The 22,009-nt window shown below is 64.6% G+C and carries 19 protein-coding genes and 1 tRNA gene; 11 read left to right on the top strand and 9 right to left on the bottom strand.

Features of this window, described 5'->3' with window-relative positions; translation table 11 throughout:
- Positions 1 to 159: 159 nt before the first annotated feature.
- The 3 genes from traA (at position 160) to HZB49_RS17160 (ending at position 5,844) form a co-directional block, all read left to right on the top strand.
- Positions 160 to 3,111, top strand: a complete 2,952-nt coding sequence (traA, locus tag HZB49_RS17170; protein WP_291613434.1) for a Ti-type conjugative transfer relaxase TraA — start codon at positions 160 to 162, stop codon at positions 3,109 to 3,111.
- A gap of 130 nt (positions 3,112 to 3,241) precedes the next feature.
- On the top strand, positions 3,242 to 3,457 hold the full coding sequence (locus HZB49_RS17165; protein WP_291613433.1) for an AlpA family transcriptional regulator: 216 nt from the start codon (positions 3,242 to 3,244) through the stop codon (positions 3,455 to 3,457).
- Between the two features lie 665 nt (positions 3,458 to 4,122).
- On the top strand, positions 4,123 to 5,844 hold the full coding sequence (locus tag HZB49_RS17160) for a recombinase family protein (RefSeq protein WP_365858342.1): 1,722 nt from the start codon (positions 4,123 to 4,125) through the stop codon (positions 5,842 to 5,844).
- Here the strand turns inward: HZB49_RS17160 and HZB49_RS17155 are convergent.
- From HZB49_RS17155 to mnmA, 4 genes are all read right to left on the bottom strand, one after another.
- Positions 5,801 to 5,877: transfer RNA gene (locus HZB49_RS17155), tRNA-Met, on the bottom strand. The genes HZB49_RS17160 and HZB49_RS17155 overlap by 44 nt on opposite strands.
- A gap of 117 nt (positions 5,878 to 5,994) precedes the next feature.
- Entirely contained in the window at positions 5,995 to 6,357 is a 363-nt protein-coding gene (locus tag HZB49_RS17150) for a hypothetical protein (RefSeq protein ID WP_291613431.1), read from the bottom strand.
- A gap of 44 nt (positions 6,358 to 6,401) precedes the next feature.
- Positions 6,402 to 7,037: a class I SAM-dependent methyltransferase gene (locus HZB49_RS17145; RefSeq protein ID WP_291613429.1), complete on the bottom strand. Its 636-nt coding sequence runs from the start codon at positions 7,035 to 7,037 to the stop codon at positions 6,402 to 6,404.
- 82 nt (positions 7,038 to 7,119) lie between these two features.
- On the bottom strand, positions 7,120 to 8,298 hold the full coding sequence (gene mnmA, locus HZB49_RS17140; protein WP_291613427.1) for a tRNA 2-thiouridine(34) synthase MnmA: 1,179 nt from the start codon (positions 8,296 to 8,298) through the stop codon (positions 7,120 to 7,122).
- Positions 8,299 to 8,662: 364 nt separating this feature from the next.
- Here mnmA and HZB49_RS17135 point away from each other — a divergent pair, with 364 nt between their 5' ends.
- The 8 genes from HZB49_RS17135 to HZB49_RS17100 all read left to right on the top strand — a co-directional run bounded on the left by HZB49_RS17135 (position 8,663) and on the right by HZB49_RS17100 (position 16,816).
- Positions 8,663 to 10,321, top strand: a complete 1,659-nt coding sequence (locus tag HZB49_RS17135; RefSeq protein ID WP_291613426.1) for a flagellar hook-length control protein FliK — start codon at positions 8,663 to 8,665, stop codon at positions 10,319 to 10,321.
- 10 nt (positions 10,322 to 10,331) lie between these two features.
- Positions 10,332 to 11,024 (top strand): flagellar hook capping FlgD N-terminal domain-containing protein, encoded by a 693-nt coding sequence (locus HZB49_RS17130; RefSeq protein ID WP_291613425.1) that lies wholly within the window; start codon positions 10,332 to 10,334, stop codon positions 11,022 to 11,024.
- 204 nt (positions 11,025 to 11,228) lie between these two features.
- Positions 11,229 to 11,504, top strand: a complete 276-nt coding sequence (locus HZB49_RS17125; RefSeq protein ID WP_002714638.1) for a DUF1153 domain-containing protein — start codon at positions 11,229 to 11,231, stop codon at positions 11,502 to 11,504.
- Positions 11,505 to 11,674: 170 nt separating this feature from the next.
- Entirely contained in the window at positions 11,675 to 13,306 is a 1,632-nt protein-coding gene (fliF, locus tag HZB49_RS17120) for a flagellar basal-body MS-ring/collar protein FliF (protein ID WP_291613424.1), read from the top strand.
- A 6-nt stretch (positions 13,307 to 13,312) separates the two neighbouring features.
- The gene (gene fliG, locus HZB49_RS17115; protein ID WP_291613423.1) at positions 13,313 to 14,392 is read left to right on the top strand and encodes a flagellar motor switch protein FliG; all 1,080 of its coding nucleotides are present in this window, start codon (positions 13,313 to 13,315) and stop codon (positions 14,390 to 14,392) included.
- A complete protein-coding gene (locus HZB49_RS17110; protein WP_291613422.1) occupies positions 14,392 to 15,018 on the top strand; it encodes a FliH/SctL family protein in 627 nt (208 codons plus the stop codon). Before fliG ends, HZB49_RS17110 begins: the two co-directional genes overlap by 1 nt.
- 9 nt (positions 15,019 to 15,027) lie before the next feature.
- Positions 15,028 to 15,378, top strand: a complete 351-nt coding sequence (gene fliN / locus HZB49_RS17105) for a flagellar motor switch protein FliN (protein WP_291613421.1) — start codon at positions 15,028 to 15,030, stop codon at positions 15,376 to 15,378.
- Between the two features lie 58 nt (positions 15,379 to 15,436).
- Positions 15,437 to 16,816: a sigma-54 dependent transcriptional regulator gene (locus tag HZB49_RS17100; protein WP_291613420.1), complete on the top strand. Its 1,380-nt coding sequence runs from the start codon at positions 15,437 to 15,439 to the stop codon at positions 16,814 to 16,816.
- A 64-nt stretch (positions 16,817 to 16,880) separates the two neighbouring features.
- Here the strand turns inward: HZB49_RS17100 and HZB49_RS17095 are convergent, their stop codons facing one another.
- From HZB49_RS17095 to HZB49_RS17075, 5 genes are all read right to left on the bottom strand, one after another.
- On the bottom strand, positions 16,881 to 17,036 hold the full coding sequence (locus HZB49_RS17095; RefSeq protein ID WP_291613419.1) for a hypothetical protein: 156 nt from the start codon (positions 17,034 to 17,036) through the stop codon (positions 16,881 to 16,883).
- A gap of 20 nt (positions 17,037 to 17,056) precedes the next feature.
- On the bottom strand, positions 17,057 to 18,262 hold the full coding sequence (locus tag HZB49_RS17090; RefSeq protein WP_291613418.1) for an LLM class flavin-dependent oxidoreductase: 1,206 nt from the start codon (positions 18,260 to 18,262) through the stop codon (positions 17,057 to 17,059).
- A 118-nt stretch (positions 18,263 to 18,380) separates the two neighbouring features.
- On the bottom strand, positions 18,381 to 20,678 hold the full coding sequence (locus HZB49_RS17085) for a heavy metal translocating P-type ATPase (protein ID WP_291613417.1): 2,298 nt from the start codon (positions 20,676 to 20,678) through the stop codon (positions 18,381 to 18,383).
- 137 nt (positions 20,679 to 20,815) lie between these two features.
- Entirely contained in the window at positions 20,816 to 21,532 is a 717-nt protein-coding gene (locus HZB49_RS17080) for a NapC/NirT family cytochrome c (protein WP_291613416.1), read from the bottom strand.
- A 7-nt stretch (positions 21,533 to 21,539) separates the two neighbouring features.
- Entirely contained in the window at positions 21,540 to 22,001 is a 462-nt protein-coding gene (locus HZB49_RS17075) for a nitrate reductase cytochrome c-type subunit (RefSeq protein ID WP_291613415.1), read from the bottom strand.
- Positions 22,002 to 22,009 lie beyond the last annotated feature (8 nt).

The following is a 22,009-nucleotide window of genomic DNA, read 5'->3' as shown; positions in this document are numbered from 1 at the left end:
AAGCGTTGATGGAGAAATGATAGTCGAGGGCTCGGCACAATGCTGTAAGGTTGTTAGGACGGCCCGGGACGCGGTAGTCCCTCCCGAGATTTTTTCGAGGGAGGGCGCGCTTATACGTCGTTCCGACGTGCGCTCCGCCGTGTCAATGATCCGGTCGCGATGGCGATCTATCATCTTCACGTCAAGGTCATTGGCCGCAAGGCCGGCTCCAGCGCGGTGGCGTCAGCCGCCTACCGTTCGGGCTCGCGCCTGCGCGATGAGCGGATTGAGCGTAGTCACGACTTTACCGGCAAGCGGGGCGTGGTCCATTCCGAGGTGATGCTGCCGGAACGCGCTCCGGAGGCATGGTGCGATCGCGAACGGCTCTGGAACGATGTCGAGGCGTTCGAAGTTCGCAAGGACGCGCAGCTTGCCCGCGAGGTCGAATTCGCCCTCCCGCGGGAGATGACGCAGGCTCAGGGCATCGAACTCGCTCGGGACTTCGTGCAATCGGAGTTTGTGGATCGGGGCATGATCGCCGATCTCAACTTGCACCGGGACATCGGTGAAGACGGCCTCGCCAAACCCCATGCCCATGTCATGCTGACCATGCGGTCGGTGGACGAGAACGGCTTTGGCCCAAAAGTTCGGGACTGGAATCGAACTGAGATGGTGGAGCGCTGGCGCAAACGCTGGGCTGAGCTTGCCAACGAGCGGCTGGCCGAACTCGACATCGACGCGCGCATCGACCATCGCAGTCTGGAAGCGCAAGGCATTGCACTGGAGCCGCAAAGCCAGATCGGCGCCCCCGCGCAGCGCATCGAGGGCGAAGGGATCGAAACCGCCGACCGCGCGGAAATGCACCGTGAGATCGCGCGCGGCAATGGCGAGCGCATCATTGTCGATCCTATGGTGGGGCTGGACGCCATCACACAGCAGCAATCGACCTTCACGCGTCGCGACATGGCAAAGTTTGCGTACCGGCACAGCGACGGGGTCGACCAGTTCAACGAGGTGATGGGCGCGATGGGCAGCGCGCCCGATCTGGTCGAACTCGGTAAGGATGGACGCGGCGAGGAACGTTTCACCACCCGGCAGATGATCGAGGCCGAACGGCATTTGCACCGCGCTGCGGAATCGATGGCCGGACGGCAACGTCATCAGGTGAATGACAAGCACCGCCAGGCGGCCCTGGTCCATGCCGAACAGCGCGGCCTTGTCCTGTCCGGCGAGCAGGTAGACGCGATGGCGCATGTCACGGATGGGCGCGATCTAGGCGTCGTGGTCGGCCATGCCGGGACGGGAAAGAGCGCGATGCTGGGCGTGGCTCGGGAAGCATGGGAAGCGGCCGGTTATGAGGTCCGGGGCGCGGCGCTATCCGGCATTGCGGCCGAGAATCTGAAAGCAGGATCGGGCATCGCGTCCCGCACCATCGCCAGCCTTGAACATGGCTGGGGCCAGGGCCGCGACCTGCTCACGTCGCGCCATGTCCTTGTCATCGACGAGGCCGGCATGGTCGGTACGCGCCGGTTGGAGAGGGTGCTGTCGCATGCTGCAGAAGCTGGCGCAAAGGTCGTGCTGGTCGGCGATCCCAGGCAGCTGCAATCCATCGAGGCTGGTGCGGCGTTCCGTTCCATCCATGAGCGTTATGGCGGCGCGGAAATCGGCGAGGTACGCCGCCAGCGCGAGGACTGGCAGCGGGAGGCCACGCGCGATCTGGCAAGCGGCAGAACCGGCATTGCGCTGGAGGCCTATCGTTCCCGTGGCAACGTGCATGAAGCCAAAACCCGCGAGCAGGCGCGCGGCGATCTGATCGATCGCTGGGACCGCGACCGGCAAGCGACGCCGGACCGCAGCCGGATCATTCTCACCCATACCAACGACGAGGTACGGGCCCTCAATGAGGCCGCGCGCGAGCGGATGCGGGCTGCCGGCGATCTGGGCGAGGAGGTGCGTCTGACGGTCGAGCGCGGCGCGCGAGACTTCGCCAGCGGGGACCGTGTCATGTTCCTGCAGAACGAGCGCGGGCTTGGCGTGAAGAACGGCACGCTCGGGACCATCGAACGGGTCAACGCCCAGAGCATGACCGCGCGCACCGACGACGGGCGCGATGTCTCGTTCGACCTGAAAGATTACAACCGCCTCGACCACGGGTATGCCGCGACCATTCACAAGGCGCAGGGCATGACGGTGGACCGCACCCATGTGCTGGCTACACCAGGCATGGACGCACACGGCAGCTATGTCGCGTTGTCGCGGCACCGCGACGGCGTCGACCTGCATTACGGCCGCGACGATTTTGCCAGTCAGGAGCGGCTCACCCGCACCCTGTCGCGCAACCGGTCCAAGGATATGGCGTCGGACTACGAGCGTGCCGATCCGGCCCAGGACTATGCCGAGCGGCGGGGCATTACCTTCCGCGAACGAGTGGCCGAGATCCTGCGCAAGGTCGTGCCGGAGAAGGTGCGCGAGATGCTCGACGGCCTGCGGCCGTCTACCGACGTCGTGCCCGGCCCGCACGACGCGCGGAAGCCGCAACGGGAAGCGCCGGAAAGGAAGGTGATGGAAGACCCGGACGCGGCGATGCGCAAGGCCCGCACCGATGCCCTGAAACGTCATGCCCGCGCTGTGGATGCGGTCTTCGGCGTGCAAGAGCGGGGCAGCAAGGCCAGCCCGGCGCAGGTGAAGGAATTGCAGGAGGCCCGCAAGGTCTTCGAAGAGGTGCGCCCCAATGGCTCGCACGACGCCGAAGCCGCCTACAAGAAGAATCCGGAACTCGCCCGCGAAGCGGCTGGCGGCCAAGTCAACCGCGCTATCCGAGCGCTCCAGCTCGAAACCGAACTCCGCACCGACCCTGGCCGACGCGCTGACCGCTTCGTGGAGCGCTGGCAGAAGCTCGACCACACCAGCCTGCGCCAGTATCACGCCGGCGACATATCCGGCTACAAGGCCACGCGCTCGGCGATGGGAGATATGGCCAAAAGCCTCGAACGCGATCCGCAACTGGAGTCCATTCTCGCCAATCGCAAGCGGGAGCTCGGCATCACGTTCGAATCAGGTCGTCGACTCGGCCACGAATTGGCATTCACCCACGGCATCGACATCGGCAGAGGCCGGGGCCTTGGAATTTGATCCATCCTATTTTCTGCCGGCTCTACGCCACTGCACGGCGACCCGAACAACTCTCTTGCGCGCCGCAACGGCCTGTCCTGTCTGATCTCAGCAGTCGTCAGAAACAGCCAGCAGGAGGCAGCGCGCGGCCATGCGCGAGCCAGACCGCATCATCCGTTTGAAAACCGTCCTCGCTAGGACCGGGCTGTCCCGGTCCACAATCTACCGAAAGATCGCCGAGGGCACGTTCCCAGCTCAGCTCAAAATCAGCACCAACGGGACCGGCTGGCATGAATCGGACATCAACCGCTGGATCGCAAATCCGGTCGCATGGCGTCCGAAACGCGAGTTCGATGAGGTCCAGTGAGGTCGGTGGTTACCGGGGGGCTTCACAGGGCTAGCAAGGAGACCGGACGCGGCTTACGTAGTGCAAGCAAGATTCTTGCACGCAACGTAACGCTTCCTCCTCATCGCATCGTCTCTGAAATCCAGCATGCCGTCGAGACGCTTAAGACTGACAAACTGAATGCGAGCCGCAACCATCGGCAGCCCATACGTCGAGTGACCGCACCAGTTTCGCACCAGAAACGAAGCGATCGAAGCGCAACGAAGGCGATCGAAAATCAAACAGAATTGCAGGAAAATTAGCGGAGGCGATATTCTCCCGCGCATAGCGGTCCGATTGCTTCCAAACCGACAACGAAATCAGTAGCCGGATAGCTACTCCATTGCTCTTGCGGCGCGGTTACGCTCCAAACACCGAAAATGCCTCAATCTTCGGAACTGCGCGTGGCACAGGTGCCGACGAAGATTCAAACTAAGGCAGCCATGCCTTCTCTTCGCTGTGGCATGTAATCGTACGACGAATTCTTACTAGCCTTTCCGGTTTGACTTTGCCTGAGCATGATGCTCGGGATGACTAACAATTCCGACATTCGCTCGATGCGTAACGCCAAAAGAGCGTATGCCTCGACAGGTTTCACGGCGTCTTAGGCAGCATCGTGCGGGACCGAAAATTGTCCTTGCAGTCGAATGCAGACGAAGCGATCTTACGTCTCGCGCGCGCACTTGCTCGTCAGGCTGCGAGGGAAGATCATGAAACAGAGCTCGCCGACCGAACCGACAAAGAGACGAGCTGCCATTTACGCCCGGTTTTCAACGGATCTTCAGAATGAACGCTCGATTGAAGACCAGGTTTCGCTTTGCCAAAGCTATGCGCGGCGCGAGGACCTGAATATTGTCGGCACGTACGAAGATCGAGCCCGTTCCGGCGGCTCGGTTATGGGGCGCGATGGTCTGCTGCGCATGCTCGACCAGGCGCGGGAGAGATACTTTGACGTAGTGATCGTCGAAGCGCTTGATCGTCTCTCGCGCGACATGGAGGATCTTGCGGGTATCCACAAACGCTTGTCATTTCTTGGCGTCGAAATCCGAGCTGTTCATGAAGGTGTCGTCAATACGGTTCTGGTTGGCCTTCGTGGACTTGTCGGACAGCTTTATCGGGAAGACAACGCTCATAAGGTGCGCCGGGGCCAAGCAGGTCGGGTGAACAGAGGATTGGCCGGAGGAGGCCTCACCTACGGATACGCTCCCGTTCAAGGCAAAAGCGGCGAACGAGTCATTGTCAGTGATGAGGCGGAAGTAGTTCGCCGCATCTTCCGCGAATACGTCGACGGCCGAACGCCTCGCGAGATCGCGCATGGCTTGAACAAGGAACGGGTGCCGCCTCCGCGCGGTCGCGCATGGAACGCCTCCACCATGAATGGCACGCGAGACAGGTGTGCGGGAATTCTGCAGAACGAATTGTATGTGGGGCGCCTCGTCTGGAACAAGGTCCGAATGGTGAAAGACCCCGACACGGGAAAGCGCTTGTCACGTCCGAATCCGAGGAGCGAATGGCGGACCGCTGAGGTGCCACATCTTGCAATCGTGAGCGCAGATTTGTTCGAGGCCGCCCAAAAAAGAAGGCAGGAGCGGACCCAAACGCATCCGAGCCTCCAGCGTCGTCCCCGTCGTATGCTATCTGGACTGCTCCGCTGTGGAGCCTGCGGGGCAGGCATGTCGACGAACGGCGAAGACAAGTCGGGGCGTGTCCGCATTCGCTGCTCGGCAGCGAAGGAGAGCGGCACCTGCTCTGACGGCAAAACCTTCTACCTGGACGCGGTCGAGAGAGCGGTCCTCGGCGGGCTGAGAGCGGAGATGCGCGCGCCGAAGGTTATTGCGGAGTACGTTCGGACGTATCTCGAGGAGAGGAAACGGCTCGCCGCTTCGTCGAATGCAAAACGGCTGCGACTGGAACGGCAGCTTGGCCAATTGAACCGCGAAATTGATCGATTGGTTGACGCGATTGCGAAAGGCCACGGAGATCCGGCTGTACTTGGTCCTCGGTCCACTGCGTTAGATGCTGAGCGAAAACGAGTCTCCGAAGAACTGCAAAACGAGCCTCCCGCTCCGGAGGCCGTCGCGCTCCATCCGGCGATCCTCAAGCGGTATGAGGAACAATTGCAGCAACTCGAAAAGGCTCTGGGGCGAGGTGTGAGCGCTGGAGATGCCGAAGCTGCGGAGGCGATCCGGGATCTGGTCGAAACCGTCACTGTGTTTCGAGATCCGACGCGTCTTGGTGGTGTGGCTGTGGAGATAGCAGGCCGGCTAAATGCGCTACTCGGGCAAGACGCCTATCCAAATCGCGTGAAAGGAGTGTGGGGAAAGATGGTAGCGGGGGAGGGACTCGAACCCCCGACCCCAGGATTATGATTCCCGTGCTCTAACCAGCTGAGCTACCCCGCCACGGCGTTCGGCGGCGGCCGAAACAGGCCACATCTCGCGAACGCGCGGCATATAAGGAGTGGGGTGCTGGCCTGTCAAGCAAACCCGCCTCTCCGTCCAAGTGCCTGCAACTTCGGCCTATTTCGGACGGACCGAGGGGTCGCCGCCGGGGCTGCCGGGCGGCGGAATCACGGGCGTCTTGCCGGCATCGGGCGTCGGCGCGCGGATTTCAGGATCGACGCCGGCGGGCGGGCACAGCACGCCGTCGGATCTGGCGAGCTTGTCGCCGAGCGGCTCGCGGCTTCGGCCGGTGGTCTGGCCTTCCGCCGCGGCGCCGGGATGGGCACCCCGCTCCATCGGCGCGCAGGCTTGCGGCCGGTTCGGCGCCGGCGGCGCGGTTTGCTGTGCCGGAGTTGCCGGTGTCGGCGGCGCCTGCGCGAGCGCGGAACCGGCTGAGGCCAGCACCACCGATGAAATGAGAAGCATCCGTTTCAGCATCATGCGAACAAAACGGCCGGCAGCGGCCGATGTTCCCGGATGAAAGCCTAGGACTTGCGATAGCGGATCAGCGAAAAGTGTCCCATCGGCGGCATCGGGCGGCGCTCGGCGAGCGTGATGCCGCCGTGCTTGGCGGCCCAGTTCACCAGACGCTCCCACGGGAATTCCGGACGCCAGCCGAGGCGGCGCGCCAGAGGCGCAAAGGCGAGCTCGAAGGCGCGGCGCGGGCCGCTCTCGGCGCCGATGTGATTGACCAGGATCATCTCGCCGCCGGGTTTCAGCACGCGGACGAAATCATCGAGCGTAGCTTCGGGATCCGGCACCGCGGTGATGACGTATTGCGCGACCACCGCATCGAACGAGGCGTCGGCGAAGGCGAGATGCTTGGCGTCCATCACCGCCAGCGTCTCGACATTGGTCAGGCCGAACTCGCGCACGCGCTGCTTTGCCTTGCGCAACATGCCTTCGGAAATGTCGACACCGCAGAGCTTCGTGCTGCGCGAATAATCCGACAGCGACAGCCCGGTGCCGACGCCGACGTCGAGCACGCGGCCGCCGATGCGATCGGCCTCCGCGATGGTGGAGCGCCGGCCCTCGTCGAACACCTTGCCAAACACGAGATCGTAAATCGGCGCCCAGCGGTCATACGCCTTGGTGACGCCAGTGAGATTGATGTCCCCCATCCCCTGTCCTGATTCTACTTTTTCCGTTGGCGCATGATCTTGTCCGAAAACCGGTACCCACTTTGCGGGATCATGCGCGTGATTATCCGCGTACGGCTTCGAGCGGCGCGGCTTCGCGCTCCGTCATCTTCGCCGATGCGCTCCTGATGAATCCGCCGCCGAGCACGCGCGCCTGGCCCGAAGCCGCATCGTAGAGCACGCAGGCCTGTCCGGGCGATACGCCCTCCTCGCCCGCGACGAGCTCGACCTCGTAGCCGTCCTTGCCGGAACGCAGGAAGGCCGGCTGCGGCGGCCGCGTCGAACGCACCCGCACGAACATCTCGATGCCGTCGCCGATCACATTGTCGAGCGCGCCGTCGCCGATCCAGTTGACGTCGCGCAGCACGATGCGATCCATGCGCAGCGCCTCGCGCGGGCCGACCACGACGCGCCGGTTGTCCGCATCGAGCCGCACCACATAGAGCGGCGAACCCGATGCGATGCCGAGGCCCTTGCGCTGGCCGACGGTGAAATGCGCAATCCCCTGATGGCGGCCGAGCACGCGGCCCGAGAGATCGACGATCTCGCCCGGCTCCATCGCGTTCGGGCGCAGCCGGCCGATGATGTCGGTGTAGCGGCCGGTCGGCACGAAGCAGATGTCCTGGCTGTCCTGCTTGTCGGCGACCTCGAGGCCGAAACGGCGCGCGAGCTCGCGCACCTCGGGCTTGTTCATGTCGCCGAGGGGAAATCGCAGGAAGTCGAGCTGCTCGCGCGTGGTGGCGAACAGGAAGTAGCTCTGGTCGCGATCGGCATCCGCCGCGCAGTGCAGCGCGCGCGATCCGTCAGGCAGGCGGCGCGAGGCGACATAGTGGCCGGTGGCAAGTGCGGCAGCACCCAGCTCGCGCGCAGTCTCCAGCAGGTCGCGGAACTTGACGGTACGATTGCACTCGATGCAGGGCACCGGCGTCTCGCCGTGGGCGTAGCTGTCGGCAAAATTGTCGATCACGGACTCGCGGAAACGGCTTTCGTAGTCCAGCACGTAGTGCGGAATACCGATCGAGGCCGCGACATTGCGCGCGTCATGAATGTCGCGCCCGGCGCAGCAGGCGCCCTTGCGATGGGCAGCAGCGCCATGGTCGTAAAGCTGCAGCGTGATGCCGACCACGTCATAGCCCTGCGACTTCAACAGCGCAGCCGTCACCGACGAATCGACGCCGCCGGACATGGCGACCACGACACGGGTGTCTTCGGGACGGCCTTCGAGATCGAGACTGTTGCGCATGGCTCCGGTCGGTCGGTGCGGTCGCGGCAGGAAAGCCGCCTCGCGATTGCCGGCTCAAGCCCTTGAGTTGAAAGGCCTTGGGCTTGCGGCCTGGAAAAACGGTGGCCCCTCCCCGGATCGTCCGGTGGGCGCGCTCTTTAATATAGGCCGTGCTGGCGTGAAGCAATCACGCGGGATCGCATTTGGGCAGGCTCCAGGGGCCACGGCAAATCTTGCCGCCGGGCAGAAAAGGCGCCCGGTTTGAGGACCCCGACGGACCCGGCAATTTACATAACTATCTGAAATATAACATTATTTTCTTAGTCTACCCAGCTGGCCCGGTCCTTGCTGACCAGAAGGCGAGTTCCTTTGCGAGAGGCCGCCCGTGGTCAGCGTTACGCCCGATATCATCGCCAGCACTTCCTTCCAGGCCCCCCCACCGCGGGCCAAGGCCGAACCTTCGCCGGCCAATGACAGCTTCGCCGCGCTGGTCGACAGCAACGCCACGGCCGCCGCCAATAATAATGACCGCGTTCAGGATCGCGCGCAGGATCGCCCGCAGGACACCGGGCCTGCACCGCAACAGGCGGCTGCCGACAAGCGGCCCGCCCCTGCCCGGCGCGACGATGCGGCCGGCGACAAGGCTCAACCGCGCAACGTCAAGGCCGACAAGCCCGAGCACAACGATGCTTATGACAGCGACGTCGCTGCCGCCGACCAGGCCGGCGCCGACGAGGCTGCGGAGACCGGTTCGAACAAGCGCACCAAGACAAAGGCGGCCGCCGGCAAGGACGACAAGTCGACGCCGGCTGAAAAACAGTCTTCCGGCGAAACCGACGCAACCGACTCCGCCGACACCCAGGCGGCTGCCGACCAGCCAACCGCCGAGACCGCCGACGCAGTGGCCACCGCGATCACCGTCGCAATCGTCGCGACCGATGTGCAGGCCCCCGCCGCGCCGGCCACCACCACGACAGCCAGCCCCGGCGCCGGACCGCTGGCGATTGCGGCCGCAGCCATTGCCGCCAGCAACGCCGTGACGGAGGCAGCCGGCACGCCGGCCGTAACGGCCGCCGATGCCGACGCAGCGAACAGGGCCGCGGCAACTCCGGCCAAGCCTGGCGTACAGACAAATGCCGGCGAAGCGATCGCCACGACCGGACAAGGCGAGCAAGCCGACGAAGCGGCAACGGCACAAGCGATCGGATTGACGGTCCCGGCGACGCGGCCGGCAACCCCAAAGTCCGCGGCTCCGGCCAAGGCTTCAGCCGCGGCCAGCGACGCCGCGGCACCATCGGACGAGTCTGAGGCTCCGGCGGCTTCGACCGAAGCGCCTGCCGCCGGCATCACCACGGCAGCAGTCGCCACCGGCACCGAGCAGCCCGCGGTGGCAAAGCCGAATCTCAGGAACACCTATGCCGAGACGGCGAAACCGGAATCGGCCGGCAGCCAGGCTCCCTCGGCCATGGCCGCACAGCTCAATCCGGCCGGCCATGACGCTGCGCCTGGCCAGTCGAGCACGCAGGCCAGCGCCGCGCAGACCGCGGCCTCCTTCCAGCCGCTCATGCAGACCACGGCCACGCAGGCGCAGTCATCTTTCACCGTCACGGCCGCGACGCAATCGGCCGCGGTGCCGCTCTCCGGGCTTGCGATGGAAATCGCAGCGTCCGTGCGCAGCGGCAAGAGCCGGTTCGAGATCCGGCTCGATCCCGCCGAACTCGGCCGCATCGATGTCCGCATCGACGTCGACCGCCACGGCCAAGTGACCTCGCATCTCACGGTCGAGAAGCCGGAAACGCTGTCGATGCTGCGCCAGGACGCGCCGCACTTGCAGCGGGCGCTGAACGATGCCGGCCTCTCAACCGGCGACAGCAGCCTGCAGTTCTCCCTGCGCGACCAGTCATCCCAGGGGCAGAACGGCAACCAGTCCAATCCCAACGCCCAGCGCCTGATCCTCACCGAGGAGGAAACCGTGCCCGCCACGGTGGCTGGCAGCTACGGCCGCATGCTCGGGGCGAGCGGCGGCGTGGACATCAGGGTTTAAGGAGTTCGCAATGGCCGTCGATGCAACCATGCCGACCACGGTGGTCTCCGCGACCACCAACAACGCCGCGACGAGTTCGAGCAACAATTCCGCGTCGACCAAAACCGCAACGATCGCCAGCAACTTTCAGACCTTCCTGACCCTGCTGACCACCCAGCTGCAGCACCAGAACCCGCTTGAGCCGCTCGACACCAACCAGTTTACCGCCCAGCTCGTGCAGTTCGCCGGCATCGAGCAGCAGATGAGGCAGAACGAGCAGCTCGCCTCGCTGATATCGATCGAGAAGAGCGCGCAATCGACCCAGGCGCTGGTCTATGTCGGCAACACCGTGGCGGTGGACGGCAGCAAGGCCAAGTTCGACGGCTCGGCGACCTGGAATCTGAATGCGCCCAAGGACACCAACGCCACCGTCACCATCACCAACTCGGCCGGGCAGACGGCCTATTCCGGCAGCTACTCGTTGCAACAGGGCAATGCCAGCTTCGTCTGGGACGGCAAGGGCAATGACGGCACGCAATGGCCGGCGGGCACCTACACCCTGACCGCCACGGGTAAGGATTCCGCAGGCAACAACGTTGCAATCTCGACGGAGGTCCAGGGCGTGGTCGATTCGGTGGATCTCACCGCCTCCCCGCCGCTGCTCTCGATCGGTGGCCAGACCTACACCACCGACCAGATCAAGCGCGTGGTGCGCAAGAGCTGAGGCTCCAGCTGAATCTCTTAACGTTCGGTCAGAACTCCTTAACCCAAATTAACCATTTCAGCCCGCAAGCCGTTGATCCGGCAGGCGGGCTTTTCGGCATTTGCAAGGAGATTCGTATTGGAGCCTTGAGCTTAGGCAAATTTTAAGCGGGTCGGCGTAGCGTTCGAATTGTGAGTTCAGTGGTTGAGAGTTTGTGAGTACGCCATGACAGAACCCCATCGCCCGAGGGTCAAATACGTCATCGGGCCTGACGGCAGTCCGTTGACCATCGCGGATTTGCCCGCACCCGGCACCAAGCGGTGGGTCATTCGCCGCAAGGCAGAGGTTGTCGCTGCCGTTCGCGGCGGCCTGCTCTCCCTCGAGGAGGCCTGCAGCCGCTATACGCTGACCGTCGACGAATTCCTCTCCTGGCAGTTCTCGATCGACCAGCACGGCCTGGCAGGCCTGCGTACCACCCGCATCCAGCAGTACCGCCAGTAAGCTCTCCCATTACGGCATTTGATGAAAACCGGCTTCGTCTTGCGAAGCCGGCTTTTTTCATTTTTTGGATTTCGTTGCCCGCCGTTAACCGTCGTTAACCAGTTGGAAACCATACCCTAGGCAATAATTGCCCACCTCGGCCGGTTCGGCCGAATCCCTGGGGGCAGTTGGTGCAAAGTCTCGTTGCTTTCCTGAGAGGCCTTGGCGCGGCGCGGCTGGCGGCGATGGTGGCGGTTACCGCCAGCCTGATCGCCTTCTTCGCCTTCGTGATCATGCGCGTCACGACGCCGCAGATGACCACGCTCTTCACCGACCTCTCGGGCGATGATTCTTCGGCCATCATCAAGGACCTCGAGCGCCAGGCCATCCCCTTCGAGCTGCGCAACGAAGGCGCCGTCATCATGGTGCCCAAGGACAAGGTGACGCGGCTGCGCATGAAGCTCGCCGAGAGCAACCTGCCCAAGGGCGGCGGCGTCGGCTACGAGATCTTCGACAAGTCGGACGCGCTCGGCACCACCAGCTTCGTCCAGAACATCAACCACATGCGCGCGCTGGAGGGCGAGCTTTCCCGCACCATCCGCGCCATCGACCGTGTCCAGGCCGCCCGCGTCCATTTGGTGCTGCCGGAACGGCCGCTGTTCTCCCGCGAGAAGCCGGAGCCGTCGGCCTCCATCGTGGTTCGGGTCCGCGGCGCGCTGGAGCCGCAGCAGATCCGTGCCATCCGCCATGTCGTGGCCTCCGCCGTCAACGGGCTGAAGCCGCAACGGGTCTCGATTGTCGATGAGGCCGGCCAGCTGTTGGCCGACGGCGCCACCAGCGAGGCAGACAATGCGGTCGGCGACGACCGCCGCAACGCCTTCGAAAAGCGGTTGCGCAAGCAGGTCGAGGACATCGTCTCCTCCGTGGTCGGCCAGGGCCGCGCCCGGGTCCAGCTCTCCGCCGACTTCGACTACAACAAGGTGACGCAGACATCCGATCGTTTCGACCCCGAGGGCCGCGTGCTGCGCTCGAGCCAGAGCCGCGAAGAATCCTCGGCGACCGCCGAGAACAACGGCCAGGTCACCGTCAACAACGAATTGCCCGGTCAACAGCGTAACGACGGCACGACGGCCGCGCGCGAACAGAGCAAGAAGAGCGAAGAAACCAACAATTACGAGATCTCGCGCACCACCAAGACGGAGGTGACCGAGGCGGGCCGCGTCAACCGCGTCTCGGTAGCGGTGCTGGTCGACGGTATCTACGCCAAGAACGACAAGGGCGAGATGGTCTACCAGGACCGCACCAAGGAGCAGCTCGATCGCATCGCCGCCCTGGTGCGCTCGGCGATCGGCTTCGACCAGAAGCGCGGCGACCAGGTGGAAGTGGTCAACCTGCGCTTTGCCGAGCCGCCTAGCGTTCCCGCGGTGGTCGAGCCGGCCGGCATCCTCGGCATGTTCCAGTTCACCAAGGACGACGTCATGTACGTCATCGAGCTCGGCGTGATGATGCTGCTCGGCCTCGTGGTGCTGTTCATGGTGATCCGTCCGCTGGTCAAGCGCATCCTGGCGGCCGAAGTCATTCCGGCGCTGAGCGATACCGCCGCCGTGCCGGCGCTGGCCGAGGGCAAGGCCGGCGAGGCCGGAGCGCCCGGCCAGCCACTCTTGCCCGGCAGCAACGCCAACCACCTGATCGACGTCGCCCAGGTCCAGGGCCAGGTCCATGCCCAGGCCGTCCACCGCGTCGGCGAGCTCGCCGAACGCAACCCCAACGAAACCGCCTCCATTATCCGTCAATGGCTGAGCGAAGAAACCCAGCCCGCGTGATCTGACATGGCAGCCCCCCAAGCAAACGCCAGCGACATCACCACCGTCATCTCCTCGCTGGCGAGTCGGCAGAACAACCGTCCGAAGAGCCAGCCATTGAGCGGAGCCAAGCGGGCGGCCATCCTGATGCTGGCGCTCGGCGAGCAATATGGCGGCAAGGTTTGGGCGCTGCTCGACGACGACGAGGTGCGCGAGCTGTCGATCCACATGTCGACGCTCGGCACCGTCGAGGCCGATACGGTGGAAGACCTGCTGCTCGAATTCGTCTCCCGCATGTCGGCTTCCGGCGCGCTGATGGGCAATTTCGACGCCACCGAGCGTTTGCTGCAGCAATATCTTCCGAGCGAGCGCGTGGTCGGCATCATGGACGAGATCCGCGGCCCGGCCGGCCGCAACATGTGGGAGAAGCTCTCCAACGTGCAGGAAGAGGTGCTGGCCAACTATCTGAAGAACGAATACCCGCAGACCATTGCGGTGGTGCTGTCGAAGCTGAAATCGGAACATGCCGCGCGCGTGCTGGCGATCCTGCCCGAGGACATGGCGCTCGACGTCGTCAACCGCATGCTGAAGATGGAGGCGGTGCAGAAGGAAGTCATCGAGCGCGTCGAGCAGACGCTGCGCTCCGAATTCATGTCGAACCTGTCGCAGACCCGCCGCCGCGACGCCCATGAGGTGATGGCGGAAATCTTCAACAATTTCGACCGCCAGACCGAAACCCGCTTCATCACCTCGCTGGAAGAGGACAACCGCGAGGCGGCCGAGCGCATCAAGGCGCTGATGTTCACCTTCGACGACCTGATCAAGCTGGATTCGGCCTCCGCCCAGACGCTGATGCGCAACGTCGACAAGGACAAGCTCGGCGTGGCGCTGAAGAGCGCCAACGAGGAGGTGCGCGCCTTCTTCCTCGGCAACATGTCCTCGCGCGCCGGCAAGATGCTGCTGGACGACATGGCCGCGATGGGTCCGGTGCGGCTGCGCGACGTCGACGAGGCGCAGGCGCTGCTGGTCAACCTCGCCAAGGATCTCGCCGCCAAGGGTGAAATCACCCTGACCAAGAACCGCGCCGACGACGAGCTGGTGTACTGATGGCAGCCCCCGCAAAATTCCTGTTCGACGTCGACTTCTCCGCCCCCGACAAGAAGGAAAGGGCGGCGACCGCGGCCGAGATCGCCGAGAGGATCGGCGAAGCCGAGGCGCGCGCCTATCGCGCCGGCTACGATGCGGCGCAGCGCGAGGCCAAGGCCGAGAGCGACCGTCGCACGGCGCTGGCGCTGGAGGAGATCGCCATCGCGATCAGGGCGATCGCCTCGCGCGTCAACGGCATCGAGAACCGGATGGAGACCGAGGCCGTCGACGTCGCAGTCGCGGTCGCGCGCAAGCTCTGTGCCGAATTGATCGCGCGCGAGCCGCTCGGCGAGATTACCGCGCTGGTCTCCGATTGCTTCTCGCACCTGGTGGCGACGCCGCATCTGGTGGTGCGGATCAACGACAGCCTTTACGACGCCGCGCGGACGCAAATCGAGCGGCTTGCCGCGCACGCCGGCTTCGAAGGCCGGCTGGTGATCCTGGCCGAGCCGACGATTGCCACCGGCGACTGCCGGATCGAATGGGCCGACGGCGGCGTGGTGCTGGATCGCGCCGCCATCGAGACCAAGATCAGCGAACTTGTCGGGCGCTACCTGGCACCCCGCAACGAGGGCGAGAGGCCCTGAGGATGAACCATGAGTGACACCGACGCACAGGTCCCGCTTCCCGACCTCAACGCCGCCGAGGCGCCGCCCACCGACGATATCGGCTACCACGAGGACGAGAACGCCTCGCGCATCGCCGCCGATCTCGAAGCCGTGTTCGACGTGCCGGTGCAGGTTTCCGCCGTGCTCGGCCGTTCCAAGATGGACGTGGGCGAGCTCCTGAAGCTCGGGCCCGGCACCGTGCTCGAGCTCGACCGCCGCGTCGGCGAATCCATCGACATCTACGTCAACAATCGCCTGGTTGCGCGCGGCGAGGTCGTGCTGGTCGAAGACAAGCTCGGCGTGACCATGACGGAAATCATCAAGGCGGAACGCAACTAGCACGTCGCACAGACGACAAGGCGCCGGGAACGGCGAAGCATAAGAACAGGAGACTATCATGCGGCTTCTCATCGTCGGCACATTGAAGGGCCAGCTCACCACCGCCACCAAGATCGCGATGGACAACGGCGCTTCGGTGACCCATGCCGAGGGCAACGAGCAGGCGATGAACGTGCTGCGCGGCGGCAAGGGCGCCGACCTGCTGATGGTCGATGTCGGGCTCGACATCCGCGACCTCGTGATGCGGCTGGAAGCCGAGCACATCCATGTGCCGATCGTCGCCTGCGGCATCACCAACGACGCCCGCGCCGCGGTTGCCGCCATTCATGCCGGCGCCAAGGAATACATCCCGCTGCCGCCCGACCCCGAGCTGATCGCCGCCGTGCTCGCCGCCGTCGCCAACGACTCGCGCGACCTCGTCTGGCGCGACGAGGCCATGGGCAAGGTGATCAAGCTGGCGCAGCAGATCGCGGGCTCCGATGCCTCCGTGATGATCACCGGCGAGTCCGGAACCGGCAAGGAAGTGCTGGCGCGCTATGTCCACGCCCGCTCGGCCCGCGCCAAGCGGCCGTTCATCTCGATCAACTGCGCTGCGATCCCCGAACACCTGCTGGAGTCGGAGCTGTTCGGCCACGAGAAGGGCGCCTTCACCGGCGCGATCGCCCGCCGCATCGGCAAGTTCGAGGAGGCGACCGGCGGCACGCTGCTGCTCGACGAAATCTCCGAGATGGACGTGCGGCTGCAGTCGAAGCTGCTCCGCGCGATCCAGGAGCGCGTGATCGACCGCGTCGGCGGCACCAAGCCCGTGCCCGTCGACATCCGCATCATCGCAACGTCGAACCGCAACCTGCAGGAGGCCGTGCGTGAGGGCACCTTCCGCGAGGACCTGCTGTTCCGCCTCAACGTCGTCAACCTGAAGATCCCGCCGCTGCGCGAGCGCCCGGCCGACATCCTCGAACTGGCGCAGCACTTTGCCAAGAAATACGCGGAGGCCAACGGCGTGCCGTTGCGGCCGCTGTCGGCAGACGCCAAGCGCGTGCTCACCGCCAACCGCTGGCAGGGCAACGTCCGCGAGCTGGAAAACACCATCCATCGTTCGGTGCTGATGGCGCAGGGCGACGAGATCGGCGCCGATGCGATCCTCACCCCGGACGGCGACCGCCTCGACCTCGCCAAGACCGCGCCGGCCGTGGCGCATGCGACGCTCGCCGCCGAGCAGGTGACGCGGGCCCTGGTCGGCCGCACCGTGGCCGATGTCGAGCGCGACCTGATCCTGGAGACGCTGAAGCACTGCCTGGGCAACCGGACCCATGCCGCCAACATCCTCGGCATCTCGATAAGAACGCTGCGCAACAAGCTCAACGAATACGCCGACGGCGGCATCCCGATCACGCCGGCCGGTGCGGGCGACTATCACCGCGCGGCGGTGGCGGGGTAGCCCGCGCCGACACTGCGAGGATCCCGTCCACGAAGCAATGGGGGCCGTTATGCCGGCATACTGCTCACGAATAGCTCGGCGCGTCAGGCTTGCGGAAAATATGAATGGGATCGCCGGGCGTGAAATCCCGTCCGGTGAAAGTCACATAGGCATAGAGCGCGAGATAGGCGATCGCGAGCGCGCCGACGGCGTAGAAAGCCCAGGTGGCGAGGCGTTTCATCACATCGGCATCCGCACTGCCTAACCCGCTGCGACCTTCGACGGCGCCACGCTGACCGCGAGCTTGCCGTAGCGGTCCGTGAAGGCCTCGGTGTCGATCTCCTCCAGCTGGATCGAGCCGTCGAGCACGCCCTTCTTCCAGGCGTCATGCTCGGGATCGTGCCGGAATTCCGGCATCACTTCCCTGGCGAACAGGTCGAGCGACTCGCAGATATGCTCGTGGCTGTTCTTGCCGGCCTGGTTGAGCAGGATCACCTGGTCGATATGCGAGGTGCGGAAGCGCCGCAGTTTCTTGCGCAGGGTTTCCGGCGAGCCGATCAGGCCGCCGCGCAGCGCCGCCTCCTGCGCTTCCGGATTCTCGCGCTTCCACTTGTTGTACTCGTCCCACATGTTGACGGTGCCGGGCGCCGGACGCTGGCGGTTCTGGGCCTGACCATAATAGCGCAACGCGAACTGGAAGAAGGTGGCGCCGTCGGCGCGGCGGCGAGCCTCTTCATCGGTCTCGGCGCACATGAAGAACGACACCAGCGCCATGTTCGGATTGATCACGTAGTCGGCGAGCTTCTTCAGCCGCTTGGTGATGGCGTTGTAATAGGCGTGCACCCAGGCATGCGCCGCATCGGCGCTGACGAACTGGAAGCCGAGCGCGCCAAAGCCGTTCTCGCCGGCGCGCTCGATGGTCGGCAACTGCGAGCAGGCCATCCACAGCGGCGGATGCGGTTTCTGCACCGGCTTCGGCACGACGTTGCGGAGCGGAATGTCGAAATACTTGCCGTGGTGCTCGGTGCCGATCCTGGTGAACATCGGGAAGATCGCCTGAACGGCTTCCTCGAACACCTCGCGCTTGGTCTCCATGTCGCGGCCGAACGGCGTCAGTTCCGTGATCGATGCGCTCTCGCCCATGCCGAACTCGCAGCGGCCGTTGGAGAGGAGATCCAGCACCGCGACGCGCTCGGCGACACGCGCCGGGTGGTTGGTAGTGAGCTGGAAGATACCGTGACCGAGCCTGATCTGCTTGGTGCGCTGGCTGGCGGCGGCGAGGAAGGATTCCGGCGAAGGCGAATGCGAATATTCTTCCAGGAAATGATGCTCGACCACCCAGGCGTAGTCGTAGCCCAGGCTATCCGCGGTTTCGAGCTGCGTCAGCGCATCCTGGTAAAGCCTCAGTTCGTCGCCCTCGACCCAGGGCCTCGGCAGTTGCAGCTCGTAAAAGATACCGAACTTCATGACGTCTCTCCCCGCGGCAATCTCTTGTTGTCCTCAGTCTATTCCCGCGGAGGATTGAGTCCAGCATCCCCGCTATTCCGCCGCGCGGGAGAAACGGCAGGGGCAGCTGCAATTCGAGCTACGGCGACCCGTGTCGCTGGGCGTGCTCGTAGATGTCTTCCTCCTGGGCGTTATGAATGCGCACCAACGCCTCGACCGATTCGATGACGCGCTGGGCGTCACGGATGAGATAGCGATCCGCATCATTGGGCGTGAGCCCGTCGGCGAGCTGGCTCAGAAGGCGGCCGAGATGCATGATTTCGCGATGGGCGCGTCCCATCGCGCCGAGGCCATGACGATCGGGCAGATACCTGGCAAGGTCGGGGTATACGATCGTCTCGTCGTCTTTCTCGTGCTTCACGATCTCCCGCTCGATGATGCGATTTGCCTCCAAGATCAACGTGACCGCCGTGCCCGGCTCGGCGTCGTCGAGCGCATCGGCGATTTCGCGAAGCCTGTTCAGACTGGCTTCCACCCGCTCGTGATCATGCAGCAGCGCCGTAACGGTTGCGGCCGGCATGGCAGGATGGCCAAATCGACGGCCGGGCATCAGAGCCCTCAACGCATTGAGGATCACGGCCACATCGATCGCTTCCTGCGCGAGCGCCCCCGCGACAGGGGGCAACCAGCCAATGGCGGCAAAGGCCATCGCGATCCCGGACAAGGACAGGCCGGCCAGAATGCTTTGAACCGCAATCCTGCGGGCGCGTCTTGCAATGGAGACCGCGTCCGATACCCGGTCCAGGCGATCGACCAGAATGACGACGTCGGCTGCTTCCGACGAGGCGCTGGCGCCTCTCGCTCCCATCGCAATGCCTACTCCGGCTGCTGCCAGGGCGGGAGCATCATTGATCCCGTCTCCGACCATCACGGTCGGGTGCAGGCGCTGCTCGACGGTGACCGCATCAACCTTGTCGGAGGGAACACGATCGGCGAGCACGGCATCGAGGTCTAGTGCTGCGCCTATTGCCTCTGCGGCATCGGCGCGGTCGCCCGTCAGCATGATGATCCGCGATACCCCGGCCGATCGCAATGACTGTATGGCGCGCGGCGTCTCCCGGCGAAGCTCATCGCCGAGCAGGAGGGCGCCGATGGCTCGACCATCGACGGATACGAAAACGCTGAGGGCCGATCGCCAGGCGGCGCGCCGCAGTGCGCGCACCGCCCACTCCTCGGGCTTGCGTCCGCCATGGACCAGCTGATGTGAGCCGACGCAGACGAGTTGGTCGCCAATTCTTCCCTGCAGGCCGGAACCCATTGTCTCGCGCACCTCGGTCGGGATGGCCAAGGCCAGGCCTTTCTTTCGGGCGTGTTCGACGATGGTTTCTGCCACAACATGGTGCGACGCTTGCTCGATCGAGCCCGCCAACCGGAGAACCTCATCGGGGCCGACGCCTGGAGCGCTTTCAATGGCGACAAGCCGGGCACCCCCGACCGTCAATGTTCCGGTCTTGTCGAAAATCACCGTGTGCGTTCGAGCCAGTGCCTCGAAGGGAGTCCCGCCCTTGATGAGGATGCCGTGGCCCGCCGCCTGCGCGACGCCGGCGATGAACGCAACCGGCGCTGCCAGGATCAGCGGGCACGGCGTGGCGGCGACCAATACCGCCAGTCCGCGGATCGGATCGCCGGACATCAGCCAGGCGCCGCCGGCCACCAGCAGGGCGACGGGAAACAGCAACAAGGCATACCGATCTGCAAGCCGGATGAATGGCGCCTTCGCGGTCTGCGCGGCGTTGACCAGTTTCACGATGCCCGCATAGGTGCTTTCACCGGCAGTGGCGGTGGCACGCATCTCGAATGTATCGCCTGCATTGACCGTGCCGCTTCTCGCCGGCTCGCCCTGGCGACGCACCACCGGGATCGGCTCGCCGGTCAGCACCGCCTCATCGATCGTTGCGCCCGGGCTTGCGATGATCCCGTCAATGGGGATCACTTCGCCGCCCCGCACCAGAATTGTATCGCCAATGGCGATTTGCTCGATCGGCACGTCGGCGATCGAACCGTCCTGCCGGCGGTGGGCGGTCCGCGGCGCCCGATCGACCAGGGACTTCAGGTCCCGTTCGGCACGTGCGACCGCAAGGTCTTCGAGAACGTTGCCGCCGGCATACATGACCGCCACGACGATCGCTGCCAGGTTTTCCCCGAGCATGAGCGCCGCGAACATCGAAACAAACGCGATCGCATCGACCCCGACGCGGCCCGCGACAAAGTCACGAATCATCGCGACCAGCAAGCCGGCGACAACGGGGGCCGTGCCGGACGCCCAGATCCATCCTGACAATTCCGTGCGCCCGAGCGCCCATGCCACGAGGCCAAGGACAAGTCCCGCGAGCGCAACGGCGATCAATGCCCGTCGGAAAACTCTTTCTGTCAGCATTCATTCCATCCACGGACCCGGATCGAGGCGGCGCCCGGCCGCGCCACGCCGACTGGCGGACGCAGGCCGGCACGGGTCCGACATGGCCAGGCAGGGCGGCCTGCCGCCCCGCCTTCAATCAGCGCATGGAACTGCCTTCAGCGCGCCGCCTTCGCGCGGGCCACGTCGGCGTCCTGCAGGAAATCGACCAGTTTTTGCAGCGGTCCGACCTCGTCGATGTGATCCAGCATGTCGCGGTAGGCCTCCTGCGCCTTCGGCGGGAGCTTGTGGGCGATGCCCTGATGACAATCGATGCAGGTCTTGCCTTGCGCAAACGCGGTCTGATGGAGTTTCGAGGCTCGCGGCTCCTGTACGGAATACTCCATGTGATCGAACTTGTGACAGTTGCGGCATTCGCGCGAATCCGTGGTCTTCATGGACCGCCAGACGTTCTTGGCCAGGTCGAGACGGTGCGCGGCGAATTTCTCCGGCGTGTCGATCGAGCCCATCATCTTGTGAAACAACTCGTTCGATGCCTGGATCTTGCGAACGACCTTGTGGGTCCAATCCTTGGGCACGTGGCAGTCCGGGCAACTCGCGCGCACGCCGGTGCGATTGGAGTAATGCGGCGTGTTGCGATACTCGACGTAAACGTTTTCTTTCATCTCGTGACAGGAGATGCAGAACGTTTCCGTGTTCGTCGCCTCCATCGCCCAGTTGAAGCCGCCCCAGAAGATGACGCCGGCGACAAATCCGACGATGATGATCAGACCCCAGGCAAAGCGGGCCGTGGGCGAGAGAAACCAGCGCCAGAGCCTCCCGAGGAAGCCCGGCCGCGGTGCTGCCGAAGCAGCGACAGTGTTGGTATCCGACATTGTCGCCTCACTTCGCTTGCGTCGCGTTCTTGAACATGTTGCCGACCAGCGGCTTGGCGTCGACCTGCGGCACATGGCACTGCTGGCAGAAGTAGCGCGTGCCCGCGACCTTATCTAGCCGGACGCCCTGCCGGTCGACATAGTGCGTTTCCGAGATTTTCGGCGCATTGACCCGCGTGTTGCCGGGCCAGTCATGGCAGCCCATGCAGGCATTGTTCTCGGTCGTGATCTGGTAGCCGTCGACCTTGTGAGGAATCAGCGGCGGCTGCTGGCGATAGGCGCGCTCGAAGCCGCCCGCCGGCACGGATTGCTTGGTGACGTCTGGAGCCGCGGACACATCGGTCAGCGGCGCCTCACGCAACGCCTTCGGCGCCTTGGCTTCCTGCGCCAGCGGGCCCACCACGGCAAAGGGAACTGCGAGTACCACGGCCAGGACCGCAATCAGTGGAACAAATCGAACAAGCGTCATGGGATGAC

The organism is Bradyrhizobium sp., assembly GCF_016219575.1.
Lineage (GTDB): Bacteria > Pseudomonadota > Alphaproteobacteria > Rhizobiales > Xanthobacteraceae > Bradyrhizobium.
This window is presented reverse-complemented; position numbering and strand designations above follow the sequence as displayed.